Origin of the sequence: Streptomyces callyspongiae (assembly GCF_047200695.1) — a bacterium.
In the GTDB taxonomy this organism is placed as follows: domain Bacteria; phylum Actinomycetota; class Actinomycetes; order Streptomycetales; family Streptomycetaceae; genus Streptomyces.
This window is the reverse complement of record NZ_JBJZOM010000011.1, coordinates 162,851-184,787: the sequence shown is the minus strand read 5'-3', so window position 1 is coordinate 184,787 and position 21,937 is coordinate 162,851. Positions and strand designations below refer to the sequence as shown.

The window sequence follows — 21,937 nt, the reverse complement described above, 5'->3', positions numbered from 1 at the left end:
GGGGCAAAACGGACACCATCTTTGTGCACGCGTTCACAAAGGCATAGCCTGGTGGCGACGGAGCGGTCCGGGGGCGCGCCGGGCGAGGTGCCGGGCGTACCCGGTGCACGGCCGCTCACCGCTTCGCGCAACCGGCAGGAGCACCGTGGCAACTGGCCGAAACCACCGACCGGCGACGAACCGGAGCCGAGGGATCCCCGAGGCCACCGTCGCCCGGCTTCCGCTGTACCTGAGGGCACTCACGGCGCTGTCGGAGCGCTCGGTCCCCACGGTCTCCTCGGAGGAGCTGGCGGCGGCCGCCGGCGTCAATTCGGCGAAGCTGCGCAAGGACTTCTCCTACCTCGGCTCCTACGGCACCCGCGGAGTCGGCTACGACGTCGAGTACCTCGTGTACCAGATCTCCCGCGAGCTGGGCCTCACCCAGGACTGGCCCGTCGTGATCGTCGGTATAGGCAACCTCGGCGCGGCCCTCGCCAACTACGGCGGCTTCGCCTCCCGCGGCTTCCGCGTCGCCTCGCTCATCGACGCCGACCCCGCGATGACCGGCCGCACCGTCGCCGGTATCCGCGTCCGGCACACCGACGACCTGGAACGGATCGTCGCCGACAACGGCGTCTCGATCGGTGTCATCGCGACTCCCGCGGGCGCCGCCCAACAGGTCTGCGAGCGGCTCGTCGCTGCGGGCATCACCTCCATCCTGAACTTCGCGCCCACCGTGCTCTCGGTTCCCGAGGGCGTGGACGTGCGCAAGGTCGACCTGTCCATAGAGCTGCAGATCCTCGCCTTCCACGAGCAGCGCAAGGCGGGCGAGGAGGCCCCGGCGGAGGAGGACACGGCGCCGCCCGCCGTGCCACCGGCCGCCGCGGTCACCAAGCGGCCCGGTCCGGGACCCGACGGGGACGTGCCCGCGGTGATGCCGGCATGAGTCTCCTCGTCGTCGGCCTGAGCCACCGCAGCGCCCCCGTGAGCGTGCTGGAGCGCGCCGCGCTGGAACCCGCACTGCGCGGCAAGCTCCTGCACGACACCGTTTCCACGGAGCCCGCCGCGGAAGCCGCCGTGCTGGCCACGTGCAACCGCCTCGAGCTGTACGCGGACGTGGACAAGTTCCACGCCGGCGTCGCGGAGCTCTCCACGATGCTCGCGCGGCACAGCGGCGTCGCCCTGGACGAGCTCACGCCGTACCTCTACGTCCACTACGAGGACCGCGCCGTCCACCACCTGTTCTCCGTGGCCTGCGGCCTGGACTCGATGGTCGTCGGCGAGGGGCAGATCCTCGGCCAGATCAAGGACGCCCTGGCCGTCGCGCAGGACGAGCACACCGCGGGCCGGCTGCTGAACGACCTGTTCCAGCAGGCGCTGCGGGTGGGCAAGCGGGCCCACACCGAGACCGGTATCGACCGCGCCGGCCAGTCCCTGGTGACCTTCGGACTCCGGACACTGGCGGAAGCGGCGGGCTCCGACGGGGACGACGCGGTCGCCCGCTGGGCCGACGGCCGACGGGCGCTGGTCATCGGCGCCGGCTCCATGTCGTCGCTGGCGGCGACCACGCTCGCCCGCTGCGGCGTGACCGAACTGGTGATCGCCAACCGGACCGTCTCCCGCGCCCGGCGCCTCGCCGTGAGCCTGACCGAGGAGCACGGCCCGCGCGGCGAAGCCCCCACCGCGGACAGCGCGCCCGCCGGAGCCCCCTCGGCCGCCGCACCGTCCCCGGGCCGGCCGTTCTCGGCACGGGCCACCACGGTGGAGGAGCTCGGCGGCGAACTGCCGCACGCGGACATCGTGGTGTCCTGCACCGGCGCCACCGGCCTGGTGCTCACGGCCGACGACGTGCGGCAGGCACTCTCGGCGCGCGTCGCCGCGACCGGCACCGTCGGCCTGCTCGATCTGGCGATGCCGCGTGACGTGGACGCCGGCGTGCACCGGCTGGACGGCGTGCGGCTGGTCGACATCGAGTCGCTCGCCGAGGCGGCCGCCGACGCCCCGATGGCCGCCGACGTCGACGCGGCACGCCGCATCGTCGCGGAGGAGGTGACCGCCTTCGGCGCCGCCCAGCGGGCCGCCGTCATCACCCCCACCGTGGTCGCGCTGCGCGCCATGGCCTCGGACGTCGTCGCGGCCGAGATGGCACGCCTCGACGGCCGGCTCCAAAGCCTCGACGACAAGCAGCGCGCCGAGATCACCCGGACCGTGCGGCGCGTCGTCGACAAGCTGCTGCACGCACCGACGGTGCGGGTCAAGCAGCTCGCCGGAGAGCCCGGCGGTGCCGGCTACGCCGACGCCCTGCGCGAACTCTTCGACCTCGACCCGCAGGCGGTCGCCGCGGTCAGCAACCCGGAACAGGAGCGGCAATGAGAACCGGCCCCGTCCACGGCCACAGCGGCGGCGCCGCGCCCCTCAGGCTGGGCACCCGCCGCAGCACCCTGGCCGTCGCGCAGTCCGAGCTCGTCGCACAGGACGTGCGGCGGCTCACGGGGCGCGAGGTCGAACTGGTGCCGATCACCACCTACGGCGACACCAGCCGCGAACACCTCGCGCAGATCGGCGGCACCGGCGTCTTCGTCACCGCGCTGCGCGACGCCCTGCTCCGGGGCGACATCGACTTCGCGGTCCACTCGCTGAAGGACCTCCCCACCACCCAGCCCGAGGAACTGCACGTCGCGGCCGTCCCCGCCCGTGAGGATGCCCGGGACGCGCTGATCGCCCGGGACGGCCTCGGCTTCGAGCGACTGGTCCGGTCGGGCGCCCGGGCGGGCGGTCCCGCCCGCATCGGCACCGGCTCGCCGCGCCGCATGGCGCAGCTCGCCGGATGGGCCAGGTCACTGGGGATCGAGATCGAGACCGTGCCGATCCGGGGGAATATCGACACGCGGATCGGGTACGTGCGCTCCGGTGAGCTCGACGCCGTCGTGCTCGCCGCCGCCGGGCTGAACCGCGTCTCCCGCGCCGACGAGGCGACCGAGCTGCTCACCCCGGACACCGTCCTGCCCGCCCCCGGCCAGGGGGCATTGGCCGTCGAGTGCGTTGCGACCGACGCACTCCTCGCCGCCCAGCTCGCGGAGCTCGACGACCCGCACACCCGGGCCGCCGTCACCGCCGAGCGCACCCTGCTCGCCGCCCTGGAGGCCGGCTGCAGCGCACCCGTGGGGGCGCTTGCCGACCTGCTGGGCGACGGGCAGACCGTCACCGAAATGCGCCTGCGTGGCGTCGTCGGCACCACCGACGGCAAGACGCTGGTGCAGCTGTCCACCACCGGTCCCGTGCCGGCGTCCGCCGACGACACCGCGTCCCCGCAGCAGCTGGGTCGCGAACTCGCCGACGAGATGCTTGCCAAAGGCGCGGCCGGTCTGATGGGGGAGCGAGCACTTTGAGCCCCACCACCGCGAAGACGCCGACCACGAGAACCACGTCGGCGAAGACCGAGCCGGCGGAGCCGCAGCGCGTCGCTCCGGCGGCTGCCGCCCACCTCTACGGAGCGCACGGGCACGTGACCTTCCTCGGCGCGGGCCCCGGTGATCCGGGACTGCTCACACTGCGTGCCGTGGAGGCGCTGACCCACGCCGACGTGCTCGTTGCCGATCCGCAGGTGCACGACATCGTCCTCACCCATGCCCGGGCAGGGGTGGACACGCCGCTGCGACCCACGGCAGAGGGCGAGGAAATCCCCAAAGCCCCTGACGCGGCGAGCGATTGGGCACATGTTGTCATGGCGGCCGCCCGCAGCGGCAAGCGGGTCGTCCGTGCCGTGGCGGGCGACCCGGGGCTCGACGCCGACGCCGCCGAGGAGATGCGCGCCTGCGCCGCGGAGGGCATCACCTTCGAGGTCGTGCCGGGCATTGCCAACGCCGTCGGCGTGCCCGCCTACGCGGGTGTCCCCCTGCGGGACAGCGGCGGCACCGACGTGCGGTTCGTCGACGCGCGGACGGCCGACGACAAGTGCTGGACGGAGCTGGGCTCCAGCGACGCCACCGTCGTCGTCTCCACCACCCTCGACTCGGTGTGCGGGGCGGCGGGCGAACTCGTCGCCGCGGGACGCAAGCCGGACACCGCGGTCGCGGTGACCATCGAGGGCACCACCACCCGGCAGCGCACCTGGACCGCGACCCTGGGCACCCTGCAGCAGACCCTCAAGTCCGCGAAGGTGCTGCCTGCGGCGGACGGCACGCAGCCGGTGATAGCCGTCGTCGGCGAGCACAGCGCGCCCGCCGAACGCGACCCGTTGGCATGGTTCGAGTCGAAGCCGCTGTTCGGCTGGCAGGTCCTGGTGCCCCGCACCAAGGAGCAGGCGGCCTCCCTCTCCGACCAGCTCCGCTCGTACGGCGCGGTGCCCGCCGAGGTGCCGACCATCGCCGTGGAGCCGCCGCGCACGCCGCAGCAGATGGAACGCGCGGTGAAGGGCCTGGTGACCGGGCGCTACGAGTGGATCGCCTTCACCTCCTTCAACGCCGTGAAGGCCGTGCGGGAGAAGTTCGAGGAGTACGGCCTGGACGCCCGCGCGTTCGCCGGCATCAAGGTGGCCGCGGTCGGCGAGCAGACCGCGAAAGCCCTGATCGACTTCGGCGTGAAGCCGGACCTGGTGCCCAGCGGCGAGCAGTCCGCCGCCGGGCTGCTGGAGGACTGGCCGCCGTACGACCCGGTGTTCGACCCGATCGACCGGGTGTTCCTGCCGCGCGCGGACATCGCCACCGAGACCCTCGTCGCCGGGCTGATCGAGCTCGGCTGGGAGGTCGACGACGTGACCGCGTACCGCACGGTGCGCGCCTCGCCGCCGGCCGCGACCACCCGCGAGGCCATCAAGGGCGGCGGATTCGACGCGGTGCTCTTCACCTCGTCGTCCACCGTGCGGAACCTCGTCGGCATCGCGGGCAAGCCGCACAACGTCACCGTCATCGCCTGCATCGGTCCCGCCACGGCGAAGACCGCCGAGGAGCACGGACTCCGGGTGGACGTCATGTCGCCCGAGCCGTCCGTGCACCGGCTCGCCGAGGCCCTGGCGGACTTCGGCGCGAAGCGCCGGACCGCGCAGATCGAGGCGGGCGACCCCGTCAAGCGGCCGAGCGAGAAGCGGCCGCAGCGAAGGAGGGCCCGCACCTCGTGAGTGCACCCGAGCACGTCCCGTCCCCGCCCGGCGGCTTCCCCGCGGTCCGGCCGCGGCGGCTGCGGACCACGACGGCCATGCGCCGCCTGGTCGCCGAGCACCACACCCGGCCGGCCGACCTGATCCTGCCCGCCTTCGTGCGGGAGGGCGTGAGCGAGCCGGTTCCGGTGTCCTCCATGCCGGGCGTGGTGCAGCACACCCGCGACACCCTGCGGAAGACGGCCGTGGCGGCCGTGGAGGCGGGCGTCGGCGGGATGATGCTGTTCGGGGTGCCGCGCGAGAAGGACGCGGTCGGCTCGCAGGGCACCGACCCGGACGGCATCCTGCAGCAGGCGCTGCGCGACGTGCGGTCCGAGGTCGGCGACGCGCTGGTGCTCATGTCCGACCTGTGCCTGGACGAGTACACCGACCACGGCCACTGCGGGGTGCTGGACGCCGACGGCCGTGTCGACAACGACGCCACCCTGGAGCGGTACGCGGAGATGGCCCGCGTGCAGGCCGACGCCGGCGCCCACGTACTCGGCCCCAGCGGCATGATGGACGGCCAGATCGGCCACGTCCGGAGGGCCCTGGAGGAGGCCGGGCACCAGGACGTCGCCCTCTTCGCGTACACCGCCAAGTACTCGTCGGCGTTCTACGGTCCGTTCCGGGAGGCGGTGGCCTCGTCGCTGCAGGGCGACCGGAAGACGTACCAGCAGGACCCGGCCAACGCCCGCGAGGCGCTGCGGGAGCTGTCCCTGGACCTCGCCGAAGGCGCCGACATGGTCATGGTGAAGCCCGGGCTGCCCTACCTGGACGTGCTCCGCGAGTTCTCCCGGACGGTGGACGTGCCGCTCGGCGTCTACCAGATCTCCGGCGAGTACGCGATGGTCGAGGCGGCGGCGGAGAAGGGCTGGATCGACCGCGAGGCGGCGATCCTGGAAACCCTGACCTCGTTCACCCGGGCCGGGGCCGACATGATCCTCACCTACTGGGCGCTGGAGGCGGCGCAGCTGCTGCGCGCCCGTTTCTGAGCACGGCGCCGGCACACGTCGGCACGCCGGCAGCATGTGTGGAGGGGCCCGCCGGGAACGGCGGGCCCCTTGCGCGTTCCCGCGCCACCCCCGCCGACCGTCGGGGCGGCTCACAGGGGGCGGCGGAAGACCACCCGGTCCTGCCCCGGCCCGTCGTAGTCGCCTTGGCGGGCGGCACGCGTCGGGACACCGGAGTTTGACACGGCGCCGTGTCTCCGGATACAACCCTTTCACTAATTGAGTAGTGAAAGGGTGCTGGCGTGGTCGAGTTCAGGATCGACCGGCGCAGCGGTGTCGCCACCTACGTGCAGATCGTGCGGCAGGTGCAGCAGGCGCTGCGCCTGGGCCTGCTGGAACCGGGAGACAAGCTGCCCACGGCCCGCGAAGTCGTCGAGGCGACAGCGGTCAACCCGAACACCGTGCTCAAGGCCTACCGCGAGCTGGAGCGGGACGGCCTGGTCGAGGCCCGGCGCGGTCTGGGCACCTTCGTGCGGAAGTCGCTGGGCGGCGCACCGGCCGACTCGCCCTACGCCGCCGAACTGGCGGACTGGACACGGCGAGCACGAGGCGCCGGGCTCGAGAAGGACGACGTGGCGGCGCTGTTCGCAGCCGCCCTGGAGAAGGAGTTCCCGAGGGGGGAGCCATGAGCGAGGAAGTGGCCGCGCTGGAGGCGGCCGGACTGGGCATGCGCTACGGCCGACGCCGAAAGCAGGTGCTGGACGACTGCTCGTTCCGGGTGCCGGAGGGGAGCGTGTGCGCGCTCGTCGGGCCGAACGGCACCGGCAAGTCCACCCTGCTGAAACTCGCCGCCGGACTGCTGCGGCCCGCGGCGGGAGCGGTGCGCGTCCTGGGAGGCGGGCCGGCCGAGGCGCGGGAACGAGTGGCGTACGTGGCGCAGCAGAAGCCGCTGTACCCGCAGCTCACGGTCGCGGAGACGCTCCGGTTCGGGGCGGAGACGAACCCGCGCCGCTGGGACCGGGAAGCCGCCGAGCGCATCGCCTACGCGGCAGGTCAGGACGGCGGGCAGAAGGTCCGCAGCCTCTCCGGTGGGCAGCGCACCCGGGTGGCGCTCGCGCTCGCCGTCGGGAAGCGTCCCGATCTGATGCTGCTGGACGAGCCCATGGCCGACCTCGACCCGCTCGCCCGCCACGAGTTGGCCGGTGCGCTGCTCGCGGAGGCGACGGAACGGGGCACGACGGTCGTGATGTCCTCCCACGTGATCGCCGAACTGGAGAACTCCTGCGACCGGCTGCTGCTGCTCGGCGGCGGCCGGGTGCGCCTGGCGGGGCCGGTGGACGAACTGCTGGCCGCCCACGCGCTGCTGACCGGACGCGGCCCCGACTTCGGCCCGCACACCGTGGTCGAGCAGCGGCAGAGCGGACGCGGCGCCGCCGCCCTGGTCCGGCTCGAGAGGGACGCGCAGCGGGACAGTGACTGGCTCGTCGAGCAGCCCACCCTGGACGACCTCGTCCTGGCACACCTGCGGAACCCCTCGGCGGCGCCGCTGGTGCTCGGGGAGAACGGGGAGAACGGGGACAGACAGCAGGAGGCCGCCGCATGAGCGCCCTTCCTGCCGCCCTCAGACCGCGCGGCCTCACCTGGTCGGTGCTGAGCACGCACCGCGCGGCGCTGCGTACCTACGCGGTGTACGTCGTGCTGTGCATCGGGGCTCTGGTGTGGCTCCAGAGCTACGGCGAGGAGGTGGCGCGGCTCTCCGACGCCTGCGAGGGGCCCGTCGCTCCGTGCGTGCAGCAGCTCTCCGAACTCCACCAGGCCTATAGGTACTGGAGGGAACTGGCCGGGGCATCCCTCGCCCACCTGGCCGTCGCCGTCGCCGGATTCGCCGGTGCCACCCTCGTGGCACGGGAGCGGGAGAGCGGTACGGCCGCTCTGTCCTGGACGCAGTCCGTGACGCCGGCGCGGTGGCTGGCGGCGAAACTCGCCCTGCCGACTCTGGTGCTGGTGGCCTCGATGACGCTGCTGACCGCGGTCAACCGGTGGGTGTGGACCTCCGGCGACGCCTCGGGCGACGGGATGCAGGAGCACTGGTACAACTCCCTGACCTTCCTCTCCACCGGGCCGGCCGCCACCGCCCATGCCCTGTTCGCCCTGGTGCTGGGAGCAGTGGTCGGTCTGCTGCTGCGGCGCACGCTCCCGGCGCTCGGGATCACCGTGGGACTGGTGGTCGCGGTCCAGATGCTCGCCGCCGAGTTCCGCGACGCGCTCTGGCCGACGAGGACCGTGACCGGGCCCTGGCCGGTGGACGTGCCCCCGTACGCCCACATCCTGGAGTCCGGCGGCGTCACCGCCACCGGCCATCGGTTCGATCTCTCCGTGTGCTACGTCCGCGGGACATCCGATCCGGAACGCGTCGTGGAGAACTGCCTGACGCAGCGGGACGCGTTGGGTTACCACGAGTTCCACCCCGCCTCCCACTACTGGCCGTTGCAGTGGGTGGAGACGGGGATTCTGCTGGCCGCCGCCGGCCTGCTGACGTTCCTCGCGTTCCGGCTGCTCCGTCGGAGGCTGCCGTGAATAGTGCCGGGAACGTGGACTTGCCCGTGACCGCCCTGCCGCGCGCGCTGTGTCCGCGCGGCCTCACCTGGGCGGTGCTCACCACGCACCGAGCCGCGGCCCGTACCTGGGCAGTGTTCGTTCTGGCACTGGCGGTGGGGCTCGTCGCCCTGTACTACCTCGGTGAGTACACGGAGCGGGTCACGCTGCCCTGCGGTGGGGCCGGGAGCCCGGTCTGCGGTTCGGGCCACGACGACAGGGCCATCGCCGCCATCAGCCGCTACACCTCATGGTCGGGCGTCGCGAGCTCTCTGCTCGCCTACATGCCACTCGGTGTGGCGGCGTGGGCAGGTGGCGCGCTCGTCGCGCGTGAGGTCGAGCAGGACACCACGGCGCTGTCGTGGACGCAAACCACGACACCGACGCGGTGGTTGGTGGCGAAGCTGGCCCTGCCGACACTCGCTCTCGCGCTCGGCTCCGTCCTGCTCACAGTGCTCTTCCGCTGGACCTGGGTCTCCGGAGACCCTCACGTCCGAGCGGACTGGTACATGGACGACGTCTACCGCGCCACGGGGCCGGTGGGCCCGGCGTCGGCTCTCTTCGCTCTCCTCCTGGGCGTGGTGATCGGTCTGTGGGTACGCCGTACCCTGCCGGCTCTGGGGCTGGGCTTCGTGGGCATGGGAATCGTGCAACTGCTCGGCGCTCGCCATCGTGCCGATCTCTGGCCGAAGGAGTTCTGGAGCGGGAAGAACCACAGTCTCGCCTGGTCCCACGTGGAGCCGTTCGCGCTGGAAGGTGTGGTCACACCGTCGGGAGAGCGCATCGGCATGGAGGCCTGCCGCGTTTCGAGTGGCGGAGTCAACATCCAGCGATGCATGGAGAAGACGGGGGCGACCGAGGTCTACGGTTTCCTCCACCCCACCTCCCACTACTGGCCGTTGCAGTGGGTGGAGACGGGGATCCTGCTGGCCGCCGCCGGCCTGCTGACGTTCCTCGCGTTCCGGCTGCTCCGTCGGCGCCTCCCCTGACCCGGTGCGGGGTGCCGTCCGGAGGGGGACGGCACCCCGCACCGCCGTACGGGTCGGTGTCAGAAGATGCCCTGGCCGGGGACGAGGATGCCGTCCGGGTCGTAGCGGTGGCGGGCGGACCGCAGGAACGGCCAGAGCGCCCCGAAGTGGTCGCGCCAGTCGGCGCGGTCGAACGGGATGGATCCGACCGGGTACTGCTTGCCGCCGCAGTCGCGCGCGTCCTCGTAGGCCACGCGGTTGGCGGCGAGGAGGCGGTCGATCGTCTCCTGGTCCTCGGGCGGGCAGGTGCGGAGCACCGCGAGCAGGTACGGCACCGGGTCGTGCGGCATCCGCAGCAGCGGTGTGCACAGTTCCTCCCGCTGCAGCGGGTAGATCAGCACGACTCCCGCGGGACCGACGTCGGCGGGTGTCAGTCCGGCGAGGATGTTCCCCGCCAGGCGCTCGGCCTCGTCCCCGGGCAGCAGCAGGTTGAGCCAGGGGTGGGAGTAGTCCCACAGGCCGGCTTCCTTGAGCTGTTCCACCACGGGGCCCAGGCGGTCGATGAACGCGTAGTAGTCCAGGTCCTCCGCCGTGACGCCCGACGGGTCGTGGCGCAGGCCGCTCAGCAGCACCTCGTCGTCCGGTTCCGGGCCTGCGGGCGGTCCGTACGCGGTGGCTTCGAGGACGTAGACACGGAACGCGCCGGTGTCGTCGGCCTGCACCTGGCCCTCGACGTACGCGAAGCGGCGGTCCTCGACCAGGCGCCGCTGGTCCTCCAGGAAGGTGTGCAGGTCGTCGTAGGGCAGCAGGTAGTGCCGCACCCGCTCCGGCGCGGTGACCAGGCGCAGCGTGGCCCCCACCACGATGGCGCACTGGCCGAGCCCGGCCCGCACCGCGTCGAACAGTTCGCGGTGCCGCTGCCGGGAGCAGCGGACGAACTCCCCGGCGCCGGTGACGACCTGGAGTTCGGTGACGGTGTCGACCTGGGCGCCGTACTGGTGGGTCTGGCCGCCGATGCCGCCGACGGACAGGGTGCCGCCGACCGAGAGTTCGAGGTAGTCCGTGAACACCGGCGGGGTGAGGCCGTGCTCCAGGGTGGCCTGGGCGAGCGTCGACCAGCGCACGCCCGCTCCCGCGGTGACGCGGCCGTTCTTCACCGCGCCGATGTGGTCCAGGGTGGCGGTGTCGATGACCAGACCGCCCTTCACCTGGGCCTGGCCGAAGGTGGCGTGGCCCTGGCCGCGGGGGGCGACGGAGATGTCGCGTTTCCGGCAGTAGCGGACCATCGCCACGACGTCGTCCACCGATCCGGGCCGGAGTACGGCGGCGGGGCGTCTGTGCACGATGTGGCCGTAGTCGTCCGCGGCGGCGTCGCGGGAGGCGTCGTCGGTGAGGAGGGTGCCGTCCAGCGGCGGCACCTCGTCGAACGGCCCGCTGCTTCCTCGGACCGCCCAGGCCCGCCCCACGGGGTCGAAGCCCACGACGACCGCGGCGGCGGCCGCTCCCTTCAAAGCAGTGCGACGGGTCGGCTTGGGAAGCATGCGCGATCCTCTCGGCGATGACGTGGCGTCAGCGCGAGATGCTACCCACGGCCCCTGCCCCGGCGCGCCGGTTCCGCCGAGACGGATCCGGCGCACAGATGTACGGCGGGGGAGCCCGCCCGCCGGGGACGTCCGGCGGGCGGGCGTCGGCTACAGCCGTTCGGGCGTGCGGATGCCGAGCAGCGCCATGCCCTGGTGCAGGGTCCGTGCCGTGAGGTCGCACAGGAACAGCCGGTTCGCGATCTGGTCCGGTCCGCCCTCGGCCTTCAGCACGGGGCACCGGTCGTAGAACGTGGTGTAGAGCGACGCCAGTTCGTACAGGTACGCCGCGAGCTTGTGCGGCTCGTACAGGTCGGCCGCGGTCGCGAGCGCCTCGGCGAACTCGTCCAGGTGCAGCGCCAGTGCCCGCTCCGCCGGTTCCAGGGCGAGCTCCGGGTGCGGTGCGGGCTCCGCGCCCCGGGGGGCCTTCCGGAGGATGGAGCGGATCCGCGCGTAGGCGTACTGCAGGTAGACGCTGGTGTCGCCGTTGAGCGAGACCATCCGGTCCAGGTCGAAGACGTAGTCCCGCGTCATGGAGTTGGACAGGTCGGCGTACTTCACCGCACCGATGCCGACCTGCGCCGCCTGCTCGGCGATCTCGTCCTCGGTGAGGTCCTGCGCCTTCTCGCGCACCACCTCCGCCGCGCGGCCCACCGCCTCGTCCAGCAGGTCGACCAGACGGATCGTCTCGCCCTGCCGCGTCTTGAACGGTTTGCCGTCCTTGCCGAGCACGGTGCCGAACGCGAGGTGCCGCGCCGCGCCCTCCGGCAGCCAGCCGGCGCGCTGCGCGGTCTCGAACACCATGCGGAAGTGCAGCGCCTGCCGGGCGTCCACCACGTACAGCAGGGTGTCGGCCTTGAGGTCGCCGATCCGGTTGCGGATCGCCGCCAGGTCGGTGGCCGCGTACCCGAAGCCGCCGTTGGACTTCTGCACGATCAGCGGCGTCGGGGTGCCGTCCGGGCCCTTCACGTCGTCGAAGAACACGCAGAGCGCGCCTTCCGAGCGCACGGCGACACCGGACTCCTCGAGGTCCTTCACCACGGCGTGCAGGTCGTCGTTGTAGGCGCTCTCCCCGACGACGTCGGCGTCGCGGATCTCCACGTCGAGGTGCCGGTAGACGCCCTGGAAGTAGATCTTCGACTCGTCGACGATCTTGTGCCAGAGGTCGAGGGTCTCCCGGTCACCGGACTGCAGCTTCGGCACCCGGTTCCGGGCGCGGGTCTTGAACTCCTCGTCCGATTCGAACAGTTCCCGCGACGCCTTGTAGAGCCGGTTGAGCCGGGCCATCGCGGCCTCGCCCTCGCCGTCCCCGGCCGCCGTGTCCGAGGCGTGGTCCAGCTCGTGCGGGTGCTCGATCAGGTACTGGGTGAGCATGCCGAAGGCGGTGCCCCAGTCGCCGATGTGGTGCCTCCGGACGACGGTCTCGCCCCGGTGCTCCAGCAGGTGCACGAGCGCGTCGCCGATCACCGTGGACCGCAGGTGGCCGACGTGCATCTCCTTGGCGACGTTGGGCTGCGAGTAGTCGACCAGGGTGGTGCCGGGGTTCTCCTTGTACGGGACGCCCAGCCGGTCGTCCGCGGCCCGTGCCGCCAGCGTCCGCACGAGCGCCTCGTCGGCGACGGTGATGTTGAGGAACCCGGGCCCGGACACCTCGATCTCCGCGATCTCGTCGTTCGCGGGGAGCGCGTCCACGACTGTGCCCGCCAGCTCACGCGGATTGCCCTTGAGTTTCTTCGCGAGCGCCAGCATGCCGTTGGCCTGGAAGTCCGCCCGGTCGCTGCGTCGCAGCAGCGGGTCCGCGGCCGCCGACTCGGGCACTGCTGCCGCGAGGGCTTCCGCGAGGCGCTGGTGGACAGCGGCGGAGAGAGACTGGACCGAGGTCATGGATGCGCTCACCGTTCGTCGGCGGTTACAGGGAATGCCGCCCAGTATCCCACGGGGCCCACCGTGGCCCGCGACACGTTTCCCGGATGGGACAATGGCTGCGCACACCCGTCGACACCGCACCAGAAGGAAGTACCGGACGTGGCACAGACCGCCCCCGAGGCCGACTGGGTCTCCCGTATCGCCGATGACGTCATCGCCGAGGCGGAGCGCCGAGCCCCCGGGAAACCGGTGGTGTGCGCCTCGGGCCTCAGCCCCTCCGGGCCCATCCACCTCGGCAACCTGCGCGAGGTCATGGTCCCGCACCTGGTGGCGGACGAGATCAAGCGGCGCGGGGTGCCCTGCGAGCACCTGATCTCGTGGGACGACTACGACCGCTTCCGCAAGGTGCCGGCCGGGGTCGAGGGCGTCGACGCGTCGTGGAGCGCGCACATCGGCAAGCCGCTGACCTCCGTGCCGCCGCCGCAGGGCAGCCCGTACGCCGACTGGGCCGAGCACTTCCGCACTGCCATGACCGACTCGCTCGCCGAGCTCGGGGTGGAGTTCCGCGGCATCAGCCAGACCCGGATGTACACCTCCGGCGCCTACCGCGAGCAGGTCCTCTTCGCCATGCGGGAGCGCGACCGCATCGACGCCGTCCTCGAGCGCTACCGCACGCTCGACAGGAACGGCGGGAAGAAGAAGCAGCAGAAGCCGAAGGACGCGGCCGAGATCGAGGCCGCCGAGGGGTCCGGCGCGGCCGCCGAGGACGACGGCTCCGGCGGCGGCACCTACTACCCGTACAAGCCGTACTGCGGGGTGTGCGAGCGCGACCTCACCCGGGTCACGGCCTACGACGACGCGACCACCGAGCTGAGCTACGTCTGCGAGTGCGGGCACGAGGAGACGGTGCTGCTGCGCGAGTACGACCGCGGCAAGCTGGTCTGGAAGGTCGACTGGCCGATGCGCTGGGCCTACGAGGGTGTGACCTTCGAGCCCAGCGGCGTGGACCACCAGTCGCCCGGCTCGTCCTTCGTGGTCGGCGGGCAGCTGGTGAAGGAGATCTTCGGCGGACAGCAGCCGATCGGCCCGATGTACGCGTTCGTCGGCATCAGCGGCATGGCGAAGATGTCCAGCTCCCGGGGCGGTGTGCCCACTCCCGCGGAGGCGCTGGAGATCATGGAGGCGCCGCTGCTGCGCTGGCTGTACGCCCGCCGCAAGCCGAACCAGAGCTTCAAGATCGCCTTCGACCAGGAGATCCAGCGCACCTACGACGAGTGGGACGCGCTGGGCCGGAAGATCGCGGACGGCTCCGCCCAGCCGGCGGACATCGCCTCGCACATGCGGGCCTCCTCCACCGCGGCCGGGCCGCTGCCCGCGACGCCGCGGCCGCTGCCGTTCCGCACCCTCGCCTCGGTGGCGGACATCACCGCGGGGAACGCCGAGCAGACCCTGCGCATCCTCTCCGAGCTGGACCCCGGAAACCCGGTGTCCTCGCTGGAGGAGACCCGGCCGCGGCTGGACCGCGCCGAACGGTGGATCACCACGCAGGTCCCGGCCGAGCAGCGCACGCGCGTCCGCGACGAGCCGGACGGCGAACTCCTCGCCTCGCTGGACGAGGAGCAGCGCGAGTCGCTGCGGCTGCTCCTGGAGGGGCTCGACGGGAACTGGTCGCTGGAGGGCCTCACCTCGCTGGTCTACGGCGTGCCGAAGATCCGTGCGGGGCTGGCGCCCGACGCGAAGCCGACGCCGGAGCTGAAGGTGGCGCAGCGGTCGTTCTTCGCGCTGCTGTACCGGCTGCTCGTGAGCCGGGAGACCGGTCCGCGGCTGCCGACGCTGCTGCTCGCCGTCGGTGCGGACCGGGTCCGCAAGCTGCTCGGCGCGTAGCGCGTTCCCCGGCCGTGCCGTTCCCGGACCACCGGCTCCGGAGCGGTACGGCGGGTCAGCCGGCTATGCCCATCTCCGCCTTGTAGCGCTCGTGGAGTTCCGGCAGGTAGCGGCGCAGGTAGGGCTCACTGAGCAGGCTGCCGTCGGCGTTGGTCACCGCGTAGCTGTCGTTCAGCGTGCGCGAGAGGTCCCTGGCCGTGGGGCGGTTGCCGTCTGCTGCGGCGAACTGCCGGTAGGCGGCGTAGTAGAGGTCCTCGACCGGGATGTCCTCGGGGATCCCGACCGGTTCGTCCGCGCCGTACGGGTCGGGCACCGGGGCGGGCGGCGGCTCGGGGGCGGGTGGCTCCGGCGGGTGGTACGCCTGTTCCGGTGCGGGGCCGGGTGGTGTCGGCTCCGGTTCGACGAACAGCTGCTGCTGGTCGGGCACGTACGCCGAACGGCTCCCGTCGGGGGCGCCGTTGCGGCCCAGCGGTCGCTGCCGTCCGCCCTGCACGACTGGGACCGTCACCTGCGACCGGTGTGCGCCGTCCTCGGCCGCGTAGGCGTGGGCCGCCACGGCGGTGTCCTGGCCGGTGGGGTCGGGCACCGGTGCCGGGCCGGGGACGTCCCGCTGCGGTGCGACGGCGGGGGACGGGGCGTGGGGGTCGGGCCAGGTGTCCGGCGGGAACCCGTCGTGTCCGGGTGCGGTCCACTCGGGCCGACCGGGGTCCGTGGCGGTGTCCGCCGCGGCGTACGGTGCCGCCGAGGCTTCGGGCGACGGGAGGTTGGAGGGTGCCGCGGCATCGTCCGGAGGGTTGGCGGTGACGGCTGTGGGGGGCCTTTCCTCCGGTGCTGCGACGGTCTCCCGGCCCGGTTCCGTACCGCGCGAGAGTTCGTGCCCCGGGCGCACGGTCCCTGCGGCGGTGCGCTGCGTGAGCCGGGCGGGTGCCTCGATGCCCGCGGCGGCGAGGCCCGCCGGGCCGGTCTCCGCCAGCGGAACCCCGTAGCGGGCGAGGCGCAGCGGCATCATGGCCTCGACGGGGGCCCGGCGGCGCCAGCCGCGGCCGTAGCGGGCGCGGAGCCGGGCCTCGTAGACGAGCCGGTCCTGCTCCATGGTGATGACCTGTTCGTAGGAGCGCAGCTCCCACAGTTTCATCCGCCGCCACAGCCGGAAGGTCGAGGGGAAGGCCAGCAGCCAGCGGGAGATGCGTACGCCCTCCATGTGCTTGTCGGCCGTGATGTCGGCGATGCGTCCGATGGCGTGCCGGGCTGCTTCGACGGACACCACGAACAGCACCGGGATGACGGCGTGCATGCCGACCCCGAGCGGGTCCGGCCAGGCGGCCGCGCCGTTGAAGGCGATGGTCGCGGCGGTGAGCAGCCAGGCGGTCTGCCGCAGCAGGGGGAACGGTATCCGGATCCTGGTGAGCAGCAGGTCGAGCGCGAGCAGTACGACGATGCCGGCGTCGATTCCGATCGGGAAGAAGGGAGCGAAGTCGCCGAAGCCCTTCTTCACCGCCAGGTCGCGGACGGCGGCGTAGCTGCCGGCGAAACCGATCGCGGCGATGACGACTGCGCCGGTCACGACGATGCCGACGAGTATGCGGTGTGTGCGGTTGAGAGATTCGGACTGCACCGGTGTGACCCCACCCTCGGGAAGCTGGCGGCGCTCAGCCTGACACACCTGTGCGGTTTCCCGTCACCCGATGGCTGCCGTCGCCTCCTTCGCCACCTTTTCCGCGTTCTTGCGCACCTCGTCACGGCTGGGCGGGTCTGCGTCCTCGAATCCCGCGCCCTCGTAGTCGACGGTGGCGACGACGTTGTGGTCGCGCACGACCACCCGGGTCGCACGGTAGGTGTCGTTCTTCTTCTCCGTCTCGTAGGTGACGCCGACCGCCTCCTGCCCGAGACCGTCCAGACCGCTTTCGACCGGGTCCTTGTTCGTGTCGTCCTTCTGGACGCTCTCCGCCTCCTGGGTGAGGAAGCGGCCCGCCCGCTCGTCGCCGGTCCCGAGGGAGTTGTCGGACTCGAAACGGCGCAGGGAGACGGTGAGCGCCCGGTACTTCCCGCCCAGGTCGCCGCTGCTCCCGCTCCACAGGCAGGCACTGTAGCTCCCGGTGTCGGAGGAGTTCAGTTCCTTGCCCGAGGCGTCGTCGACGCCGGGGACGACGTCCTCGACGGTCTTCTCGCCCACCGTCCTGCACGCTTCGGGGACCTTCGCGTACTTCACGGCCTCCGGCCGGGAGGCCGCCGTCGACGCGGACGACGGGCCGGCGGAGTCCTCGCCGCCCGAGTCGGAGGTGCATCCGGCGACGAGCATCACGGGCACGGTCACTGCGGCGACCAGGGCCCGGCGGGCCGGGCGCGGGGTGATTGGGTGCATGGTTCCTTCGCTTCCGGATCGTTCGGGGGAGCAGCGTGCGGTGCTCAGCTGTCGGAGAACTGCTCGGCGAGCTGCCGTGCGAGGTTCTGGGTGTGGTCCTGGAGTTCCGCGCTGTCCGGTGTGCGCCGAGCGTCTGCGAGGGACTGGCTGTACTCGACGGTGACCAGCACGTTCGAGGTGCGGAAGACGAGTGTGATGCCGCGCAGCGAACCGCTGCCGACCGGCGAGGAGTCCAGTCGGTCGTCGATGAAGGCGGTGTCGCCGATGTCCTCGAGTGTGCGCGGCTGCAGCGAGGGCTCCGCCGACGGGGAGGCCGGGTCCGTGCCGTCCCCGTCCGGCGTGGTGCCGTCGTCGGACGGCGACGGGGAGGCGGTGTCGCCCTGCACGTCCGCGACGGACCGTGGCCCGGACTCCTCGCCGGCCGCGGCGTCCGGTGCGGTGACGTTCCCGGCGCCCGACGGGCTCGCGGTGGCGTCGGACGCCGCGGGCTCCGGCATCGCCCCTGCGTCCCGGGCCTGATCGGTGAAGAGGTTCTCGGCCGCGGCGTCGTCGCTGACCTCGGGGTCGTAGGAGACGATGCGTTCGAAGTCGACGGTGAGTTCCCGGCTGCCGAGGCTGGTGGTGCTCTGCCAGGTGCAGCTCACCCGGCGGTCGGTGTCGTAGGTCAGGGCCGCTTCGCCCTCCAGCGGCGAGGGGGTCCCGGAGTCCGTGACATCGTCGTCGCGTTCGGCCTCCTCGGCCCTCGCCGCGGCCCCCGGAAGCATGGTGGCCAGGGTGCCCCGGCTCACGGCACCGCACGGTTCGGGGAGCGTGCGGAACCTCCCCGGTGCGGCCGGTCGGGCGGCGGCCGAGACGTCGGTGCCGGTGTCGGTCCCTTGTTCGCCGGAGACACCCGTGCAGGCCGTGAGGCCGCCGGCCACGGCGAGCGTGACCGCGGCACCCGCCAGGCGTGTCCTTGCCCTCCGCTGCACCCGTCCTCCTTGCTCGAAAACGTGTTGCCGTGGCTGTGGGCCGACGGCACACAATGTCTACCGCACGCGCCACCCGGGCGTCCGGTCGCCCGTCACCCATGTGACGCGAAGTCCGAATTTCTGTTTTTCGTGCTGTTTTCTGTGTTCCGTTGCCCGTGGCCTGTGCGTGTGCGTCGTCGATGTGTCTCTCCGGGGGGAGTTGAGTGAGATGTCCTACACCGAACTGGCCGGTGCCCGCGCACCGGTCCGCATGTGGGCGGACCCGGCCTCTGTCGAGGAGGGGGCGCTGCGGCAACTGCGGAACGTCGCGACCCTCCCCTGGGTGCGCGGACTCGCCGTGATGCCCGATGTGCACTACGGCAAGGGGGCCACGGTCGGTTCCGTCATCGCGATGGAGGGTGCGGTCTGCCCGGCCGCCGTCGGCGTGGACATCGGCTGCGGGATGACGGCGGTGCGCACCTCGCTGACGGAGAACGACCTGCCGGGGGACCTGTCGCGGCTGCGTTCCGCCATCGAGCGCGCCATCCCCGTCGGCCGCGGCATGCACGCCGAACCGGTGGCGCAGGAGCGCGCGGGAGGCGGTTCCGCGCCCGGGCGGGACGACTTCTGGGAGCGCTTCGACGGACTCGCCGAGGCGGTCCGTCTCCGGCGCGGGCGCGCCGCCCGGCAGCTGGGCACTCTCGGCGGCGGCAACCACTTCGTCGAGGTGTGCCTCGACACCACCGGCGCGGTGTGGCTGATGCTCCACTCGGGTTCCCGCAACATCGGCAAGGAGCTGGCGGAGTTCCACATCGGCGAGGCGCGGAAGCTGCCCCACAATCGCGGCCTCGTCGACCGCGACCTGGCCGTCTTCGTCGCCGGAACCCCGCAGATGGCGGCCTACCGGAACGACCTGTTCTGGGCCCAGGAGTACGCGCGGCGCAACCGTGCCGTGATGACGGGCCTGCTGCAGGACGTGGTGCGCCGCGAGTTCCGCAGGGCCCGGCCCACCTTCGGGCGGGTCGTCTCCTGCCACCACAACTACGTGGCGGAGGAGCGGTACGACGGCGTGGACCTGCTGGTCACCCGGAAGGGCGCCATCCGGGCGGGTTCCGGGGACTGGGGCATCATCCCGGGGTCGATGGGCACCGCGTCGTACATCGTGAAGGGGCTCGGCAACTCCGACTCCTTCCACTCCGCCTCGCACGGGGCCGGCCGCCGTATGAGCCGCAGCGCCGCGAAGCGCCGCTTCACGGAGCAGGACCTCAGGGAGCAGACCCGCGGTGTCGAGTGCCGCAAGGACGCGGGTGTCGTCGACGAGATCCCCGGCGCGTACAAGCCCATCGGGCAGGTGATGGAACGCCAGCGCGACCTGGTCGAGGTCGTGGCCGCGCTGCGGCAGGTGGTCTGCGTGAAGGGCTGACCCGCCCCGCGGGGCCCCGAGCGGCCCCGCGCCGGACTCCGCGGCTCGTCACTCCGACGGCCCAACCCGCGCCGCGCCGCGGACGGGTGCGTTCTTCAGGGGCCGACCGGTGCTCAGCAGCGCCGGTCGGCCCCTGCGGTGTGTCCGGCCGGTTGGCGCCGGGTCCGGTGCACCTCCGCTTCCCCGTTCCCGACCTGTGATACTTGTCGCAAATCGTTGCATGTGGGGCAAAGGTGGTGGTGCGGCGCCGGGGCATCGGCACCCCGGAGGTGAGCGCAGACGTGCGGAGGCGGCGTCACGGCGCGGTCCCGCCCAGCCGTTCGAGCGAAAGGTCGAGCACGTGCGGAACGACGACAGGGCGGGCGGCGGGGCAACGGGCACGCCTCTCCCGGGCGGTTCTCCTCCTCGCCCGCAGACCGACAGGATCGTCTTCGGAGTCAGCGGTGCGCTGACACTGGCGTTCGTGCTCTGGGGCGGGCTCGCCACGGACTCGCTCGCCGACGTCTCGAGCGATCTCCTCGCGGTGGTCATCGAGAACGGGGGGTGGGCGTTCGTGCTGGCCGCCTCCGGGTTCGTGGTGTTCTCCCTCTGGGTCGCCTTCAGCCGCTACGGCCGGATCACCCTGGGCAAGGAGGGCGAGGCGCCGGAGTTCCGCACGGTCTCCTGGATCGCCATGATGTTCAGTGCGGGCATGGGCATCGGGCTGATGTTCTACGGCGTCAACGAGCCACTCACCCACTTCGTGGACCCGCCGCCGGGCACCGACCCGGTCGACGCGGGAGCGGCGATGGCCAACGCGATGGCCACCACCCTCTTCCACTGGACCCTGCACCCCTGGGCCATCTACGCCGTGGTGGGGTTGGCCATCGCCTACAGCGCGTTCCGGCGCAACCGGCCCCAGACGATCAGCGCCACCTTCACCCCGCTGATCGGCGAGAAGGCGGCGAAGGGCGCTCCGGGCCGCGTCATCGACATCCTCGCCATTATCGCCACGCTCTTCGGCTCCGCGGCCTCCCTCGGCCTCGGCGCCCTGCAGATCGGCAGCGGCGTGGAGGAGCTGAACTGGATGTCCCGGGTCGGCACCGGTGTCCTCGTCGCGATCATCGCGTTCCTGACCCTGTGCTTCGTGGTCTCGGCGGTCTCCGGCGTCGAGCGCGGCATCCAGTGGCTGTCCAACACCAACATGGTGCTGGCCGCACTGCTGGTGGTGTTCGTCTTCGTGGCGGGCCCGACCGTCCTCCAGCTCGACCTCATTCCCACCTCCATCGGTGCCTACTTCGCCGAACTCCCCGCGATGGCCGCCCGCACGGACGCGGGTGCCGGCGAGGACGTCGCCGCCTGGCTGTCCTCCTGGACCGTTTTCTACTGGGCCTGGTGGATCTCCTGGACGCCGTTCGTGGGCATGTTCATCGCCCGCATCAGCCGGGGGCGCACGATCCGCCAGTTCATCGGCGGCGTCATCCTCGTGCCCAGTGCGGTGAGCCTGCTCTGGTTCGCCATCCTCGGCGGGACGGCCATGCGGCTGCAGGAGGAGGGCGCGGGGATCGCCGGAGAGGCGACACCGGAGGCGCAGCTGTTCGCGGTGCTCCGCGAGTACCCGATCACCGGTGTCACCAGCCTCGTCGTCATGATTCTCGTCGGTATCTTCTTCGTGTCCGGTGCGGACGCCGCCTCCATCGTCATGGGGACGCTCTCCCAGAAGGGCACGCTGGAGCCGAACACCCTCGTCGTGATCTTCTGGGGCGCCGTCACCGGCGCGGTGGCCGCGATCATGCTGCTGATCGGGGAGGGCGGCACCACCGCGCTCGACGGGTTGCAGAACCTCACCATCCTCGCCGCCGTCCCCTTCACCGTCGTGATGATCGGCCTGTGCTTCGCGCTGATGCGTGACCTGCGGAGCGACGCCCGGATCCTGCGCGGCGAGCGCGGCGAGGAGGCGGTCGAACTTGCCGTGATCACCGGTTCCGAGAAGTACGACGGCGAGTTCGAGCTGCGGGTCGGGCCGGCCGAGGACGTGGACATGGACGCCGTGCGGCGGCGCGCCGACAGCAGCCAGCTCGCGGAGATCGAGGCCGAGCACGGCGACGACCCTCGGAAGTCACCCGGACACGAAAGGTTGTCCTAACGTCCGGGAGGGGTGGAGAGTTCCCGTCGGTGACCACTCTGACCAGGGCTTTCGCAGATGTGGCGCGCGATACGGTTTCGTGATGTGTGTTTTCGGCCGGTTCGGGGAGGCGAAGCCA

General features: G+C 72.1%; 17 protein-coding genes. 12 read left to right on the top strand and 5 right to left on the bottom strand.

The features are described from left to right. Positions 1-145: 145 nt before the first annotated feature. The 9 genes from ACL06G_RS13410 to ACL06G_RS13370 all read left to right on the top strand — a co-directional run bounded on the left by ACL06G_RS13410 (position 146) and on the right by ACL06G_RS13370 (position 9,650). A complete protein-coding gene (locus ACL06G_RS13410) occupies positions 146-925 on the top strand; it encodes a redox-sensing transcriptional repressor Rex (protein ID WP_412786606.1) in 780 nt (259 codons plus the stop codon). Next, positions 922-2,352: a glutamyl-tRNA reductase gene (locus ACL06G_RS13405; RefSeq protein ID WP_412786605.1), complete on the top strand. Its 1,431-nt coding sequence runs from the start codon at positions 922-924 to the stop codon at positions 2,350-2,352. The genes ACL06G_RS13410 and ACL06G_RS13405 overlap by 4 nt, the downstream gene beginning before the upstream one ends. Further along, positions 2,349-3,368 carry a hydroxymethylbilane synthase gene (gene hemC, locus ACL06G_RS13400; RefSeq protein ID WP_412835930.1) on the top strand — a complete coding sequence of 340 codons (1,020 nt, stop codon included), beginning with the start codon at positions 2,349-2,351 and terminating at the stop codon, positions 3,366-3,368. Before ACL06G_RS13405 ends, hemC begins: the two co-directional genes overlap by 4 nt. 116 nt (positions 3,369-3,484) lie before the next feature. Continuing rightward, the gene (locus tag ACL06G_RS13395) at positions 3,485-5,095 is read left to right on the top strand and encodes a bifunctional uroporphyrinogen-III C-methyltransferase/uroporphyrinogen-III synthase (protein ID WP_412786623.1); all 1,611 of its coding nucleotides are present in this window, start codon (positions 3,485-3,487) and stop codon (positions 5,093-5,095) included. Beyond that, positions 5,092-6,108, top strand: a complete 1,017-nt coding sequence (gene hemB, locus ACL06G_RS13390; RefSeq protein WP_412786603.1) for a porphobilinogen synthase — start codon at positions 5,092-5,094, stop codon at positions 6,106-6,108. Before ACL06G_RS13395 ends, hemB begins: the two co-directional genes overlap by 4 nt. A 260-nt stretch (positions 6,109-6,368) precedes the next feature. Further along, positions 6,369-6,755 carry a GntR family transcriptional regulator gene (locus tag ACL06G_RS13385; RefSeq protein WP_412835929.1) on the top strand — a complete coding sequence of 129 codons (387 nt, stop codon included), beginning with the start codon at positions 6,369-6,371 and terminating at the stop codon, positions 6,753-6,755. Continuing rightward, the gene (locus ACL06G_RS13380) at positions 6,752-7,669 is read left to right on the top strand and encodes an ABC transporter ATP-binding protein (RefSeq protein ID WP_412835928.1); all 918 of its coding nucleotides are present in this window, start codon (positions 6,752-6,754) and stop codon (positions 7,667-7,669) included. The genes ACL06G_RS13385 and ACL06G_RS13380 overlap by 4 nt, the downstream gene beginning before the upstream one ends. Then, on the top strand, positions 7,666-8,643 hold the full coding sequence (locus ACL06G_RS13375; RefSeq protein ID WP_412835927.1) for an ABC-2 membrane transporter-related protein: 978 nt from the start codon (positions 7,666-7,668) through the stop codon (positions 8,641-8,643). The genes ACL06G_RS13380 and ACL06G_RS13375 overlap by 4 nt, the downstream gene beginning before the upstream one ends. Before the next feature lie 26 nt (positions 8,644-8,669). Next, complete coding sequence (locus ACL06G_RS13370) at positions 8,670-9,650, top strand: ABC-2 membrane transporter-related protein (protein ID WP_412835926.1); 981 nt, start codon at positions 8,670-8,672, stop codon at positions 9,648-9,650. A 59-nt stretch (positions 9,651-9,709) separates the two neighbouring features. Here the strand turns inward: ACL06G_RS13370 and ACL06G_RS13365 are convergent, their stop codons facing one another. Both ACL06G_RS13365 and argS read right to left on the bottom strand, forming a co-directional pair. Then, entirely contained in the window at positions 9,710-11,170 is a 1,461-nt protein-coding gene (locus ACL06G_RS13365) for an FAD-binding protein (protein WP_412835925.1), read from the bottom strand. A 150-nt stretch (positions 11,171-11,320) separates the two neighbouring features. Next, positions 11,321-13,093 (bottom strand): arginine--tRNA ligase, encoded by a 1,773-nt coding sequence (gene argS / locus ACL06G_RS13360; RefSeq protein ID WP_412786597.1) that lies wholly within the window; start codon positions 13,091-13,093, stop codon positions 11,321-11,323. 141 nt (positions 13,094-13,234) lie between these two features. Here argS and lysS point away from each other — a divergent pair, with 141 nt between their 5' ends. After that, positions 13,235-14,959 carry a lysine--tRNA ligase gene (gene lysS, locus ACL06G_RS13355; RefSeq protein WP_412786596.1) on the top strand — a complete coding sequence of 575 codons (1,725 nt, stop codon included), beginning with the start codon at positions 13,235-13,237 and terminating at the stop codon, positions 14,957-14,959. A gap of 55 nt (positions 14,960-15,014) precedes the next feature. On the opposite strand, the gene ACL06G_RS13350 is transcribed toward lysS, so the two are convergent. The 3 genes from ACL06G_RS13350 to ACL06G_RS13340 all read right to left on the bottom strand — a co-directional run bounded on the left by ACL06G_RS13350 (position 15,015) and on the right by ACL06G_RS13340 (position 18,292). After that, complete coding sequence (locus ACL06G_RS13350; RefSeq protein ID WP_412835924.1) at positions 15,015-16,574, bottom strand: DUF2637 domain-containing protein; 1,560 nt, start codon at positions 16,572-16,574, stop codon at positions 15,015-15,017. Between the two features lie 63 nt (positions 16,575-16,637). Next, on the bottom strand, positions 16,638-17,321 hold the full coding sequence (locus tag ACL06G_RS13345) for a DUF3558 domain-containing protein (RefSeq protein ID WP_412835923.1): 684 nt from the start codon (positions 17,319-17,321) through the stop codon (positions 16,638-16,640). Positions 17,322-17,365: 44 nt separating this feature from the next. Further along, on the bottom strand, positions 17,366-18,292 hold the full coding sequence (locus ACL06G_RS13340; RefSeq protein ID WP_412786593.1) for a hypothetical protein: 927 nt from the start codon (positions 18,290-18,292) through the stop codon (positions 17,366-17,368). Positions 18,293-18,500: 208 nt separating this feature from the next. Here ACL06G_RS13340 and ACL06G_RS13335 point away from each other — a divergent pair, with 208 nt between their 5' ends. Further along, the gene (locus ACL06G_RS13335) at positions 18,501-19,694 is read left to right on the top strand and encodes an RtcB family protein (protein ID WP_412786592.1); all 1,194 of its coding nucleotides are present in this window, start codon (positions 18,501-18,503) and stop codon (positions 19,692-19,694) included. Between the two features lie 340 nt (positions 19,695-20,034). Continuing rightward, the gene (locus tag ACL06G_RS13330; protein WP_412786591.1) at positions 20,035-21,819 is read left to right on the top strand and encodes a BCCT family transporter; all 1,785 of its coding nucleotides are present in this window, start codon (positions 20,035-20,037) and stop codon (positions 21,817-21,819) included. The last annotated feature ends 118 nt before the right edge of the window (positions 21,820-21,937 follow it).

Excerpts from the sequence above, each read along its gene's own strand:
- ACL06G_RS13405 (WP_412786605.1), top strand. The coding sequence starts at position 922 with ATGAGTCTCCTCGTCGTCGGCCTGAGCCACCGCAGCGCCCCCGTGAGC.
- hemC (WP_412835930.1), top strand. The coding sequence starts at position 2,349 with ATGAGAACCGGCCCCGTCCACGGCCACAGCGGCGGCGCCGCGCCCCTC.
- ACL06G_RS13380 (WP_412835928.1), top strand. The coding sequence starts at position 6,752 with ATGAGCGAGGAAGTGGCCGCGCTGGAGGCGGCCGGACTGGGCATGCGC.
- ACL06G_RS13375 (WP_412835927.1), top strand. The coding sequence starts at position 7,666 with ATGAGCGCCCTTCCTGCCGCCCTCAGACCGCGCGGCCTCACCTGGTCG.
- ACL06G_RS13365 (WP_412835925.1), bottom strand. The coding sequence starts at position 11,170 with ATGCTTCCCAAGCCGACCCGTCGCACTGCTTTGAAGGGAGCGGCCGCC.
- argS (WP_412786597.1), bottom strand. The coding sequence starts at position 13,093 with ATGACCTCGGTCCAGTCTCTCTCCGCCGCTGTCCACCAGCGCCTCGCG.
- ACL06G_RS13345 (WP_412835923.1), bottom strand. The coding sequence starts at position 17,321 with ATGCACCCAATCACCCCGCGCCCGGCCCGCCGGGCCCTGGTCGCCGCA.
- ACL06G_RS13335 (WP_412786592.1), top strand. The coding sequence starts at position 18,501 with ATGTCCTACACCGAACTGGCCGGTGCCCGCGCACCGGTCCGCATGTGG.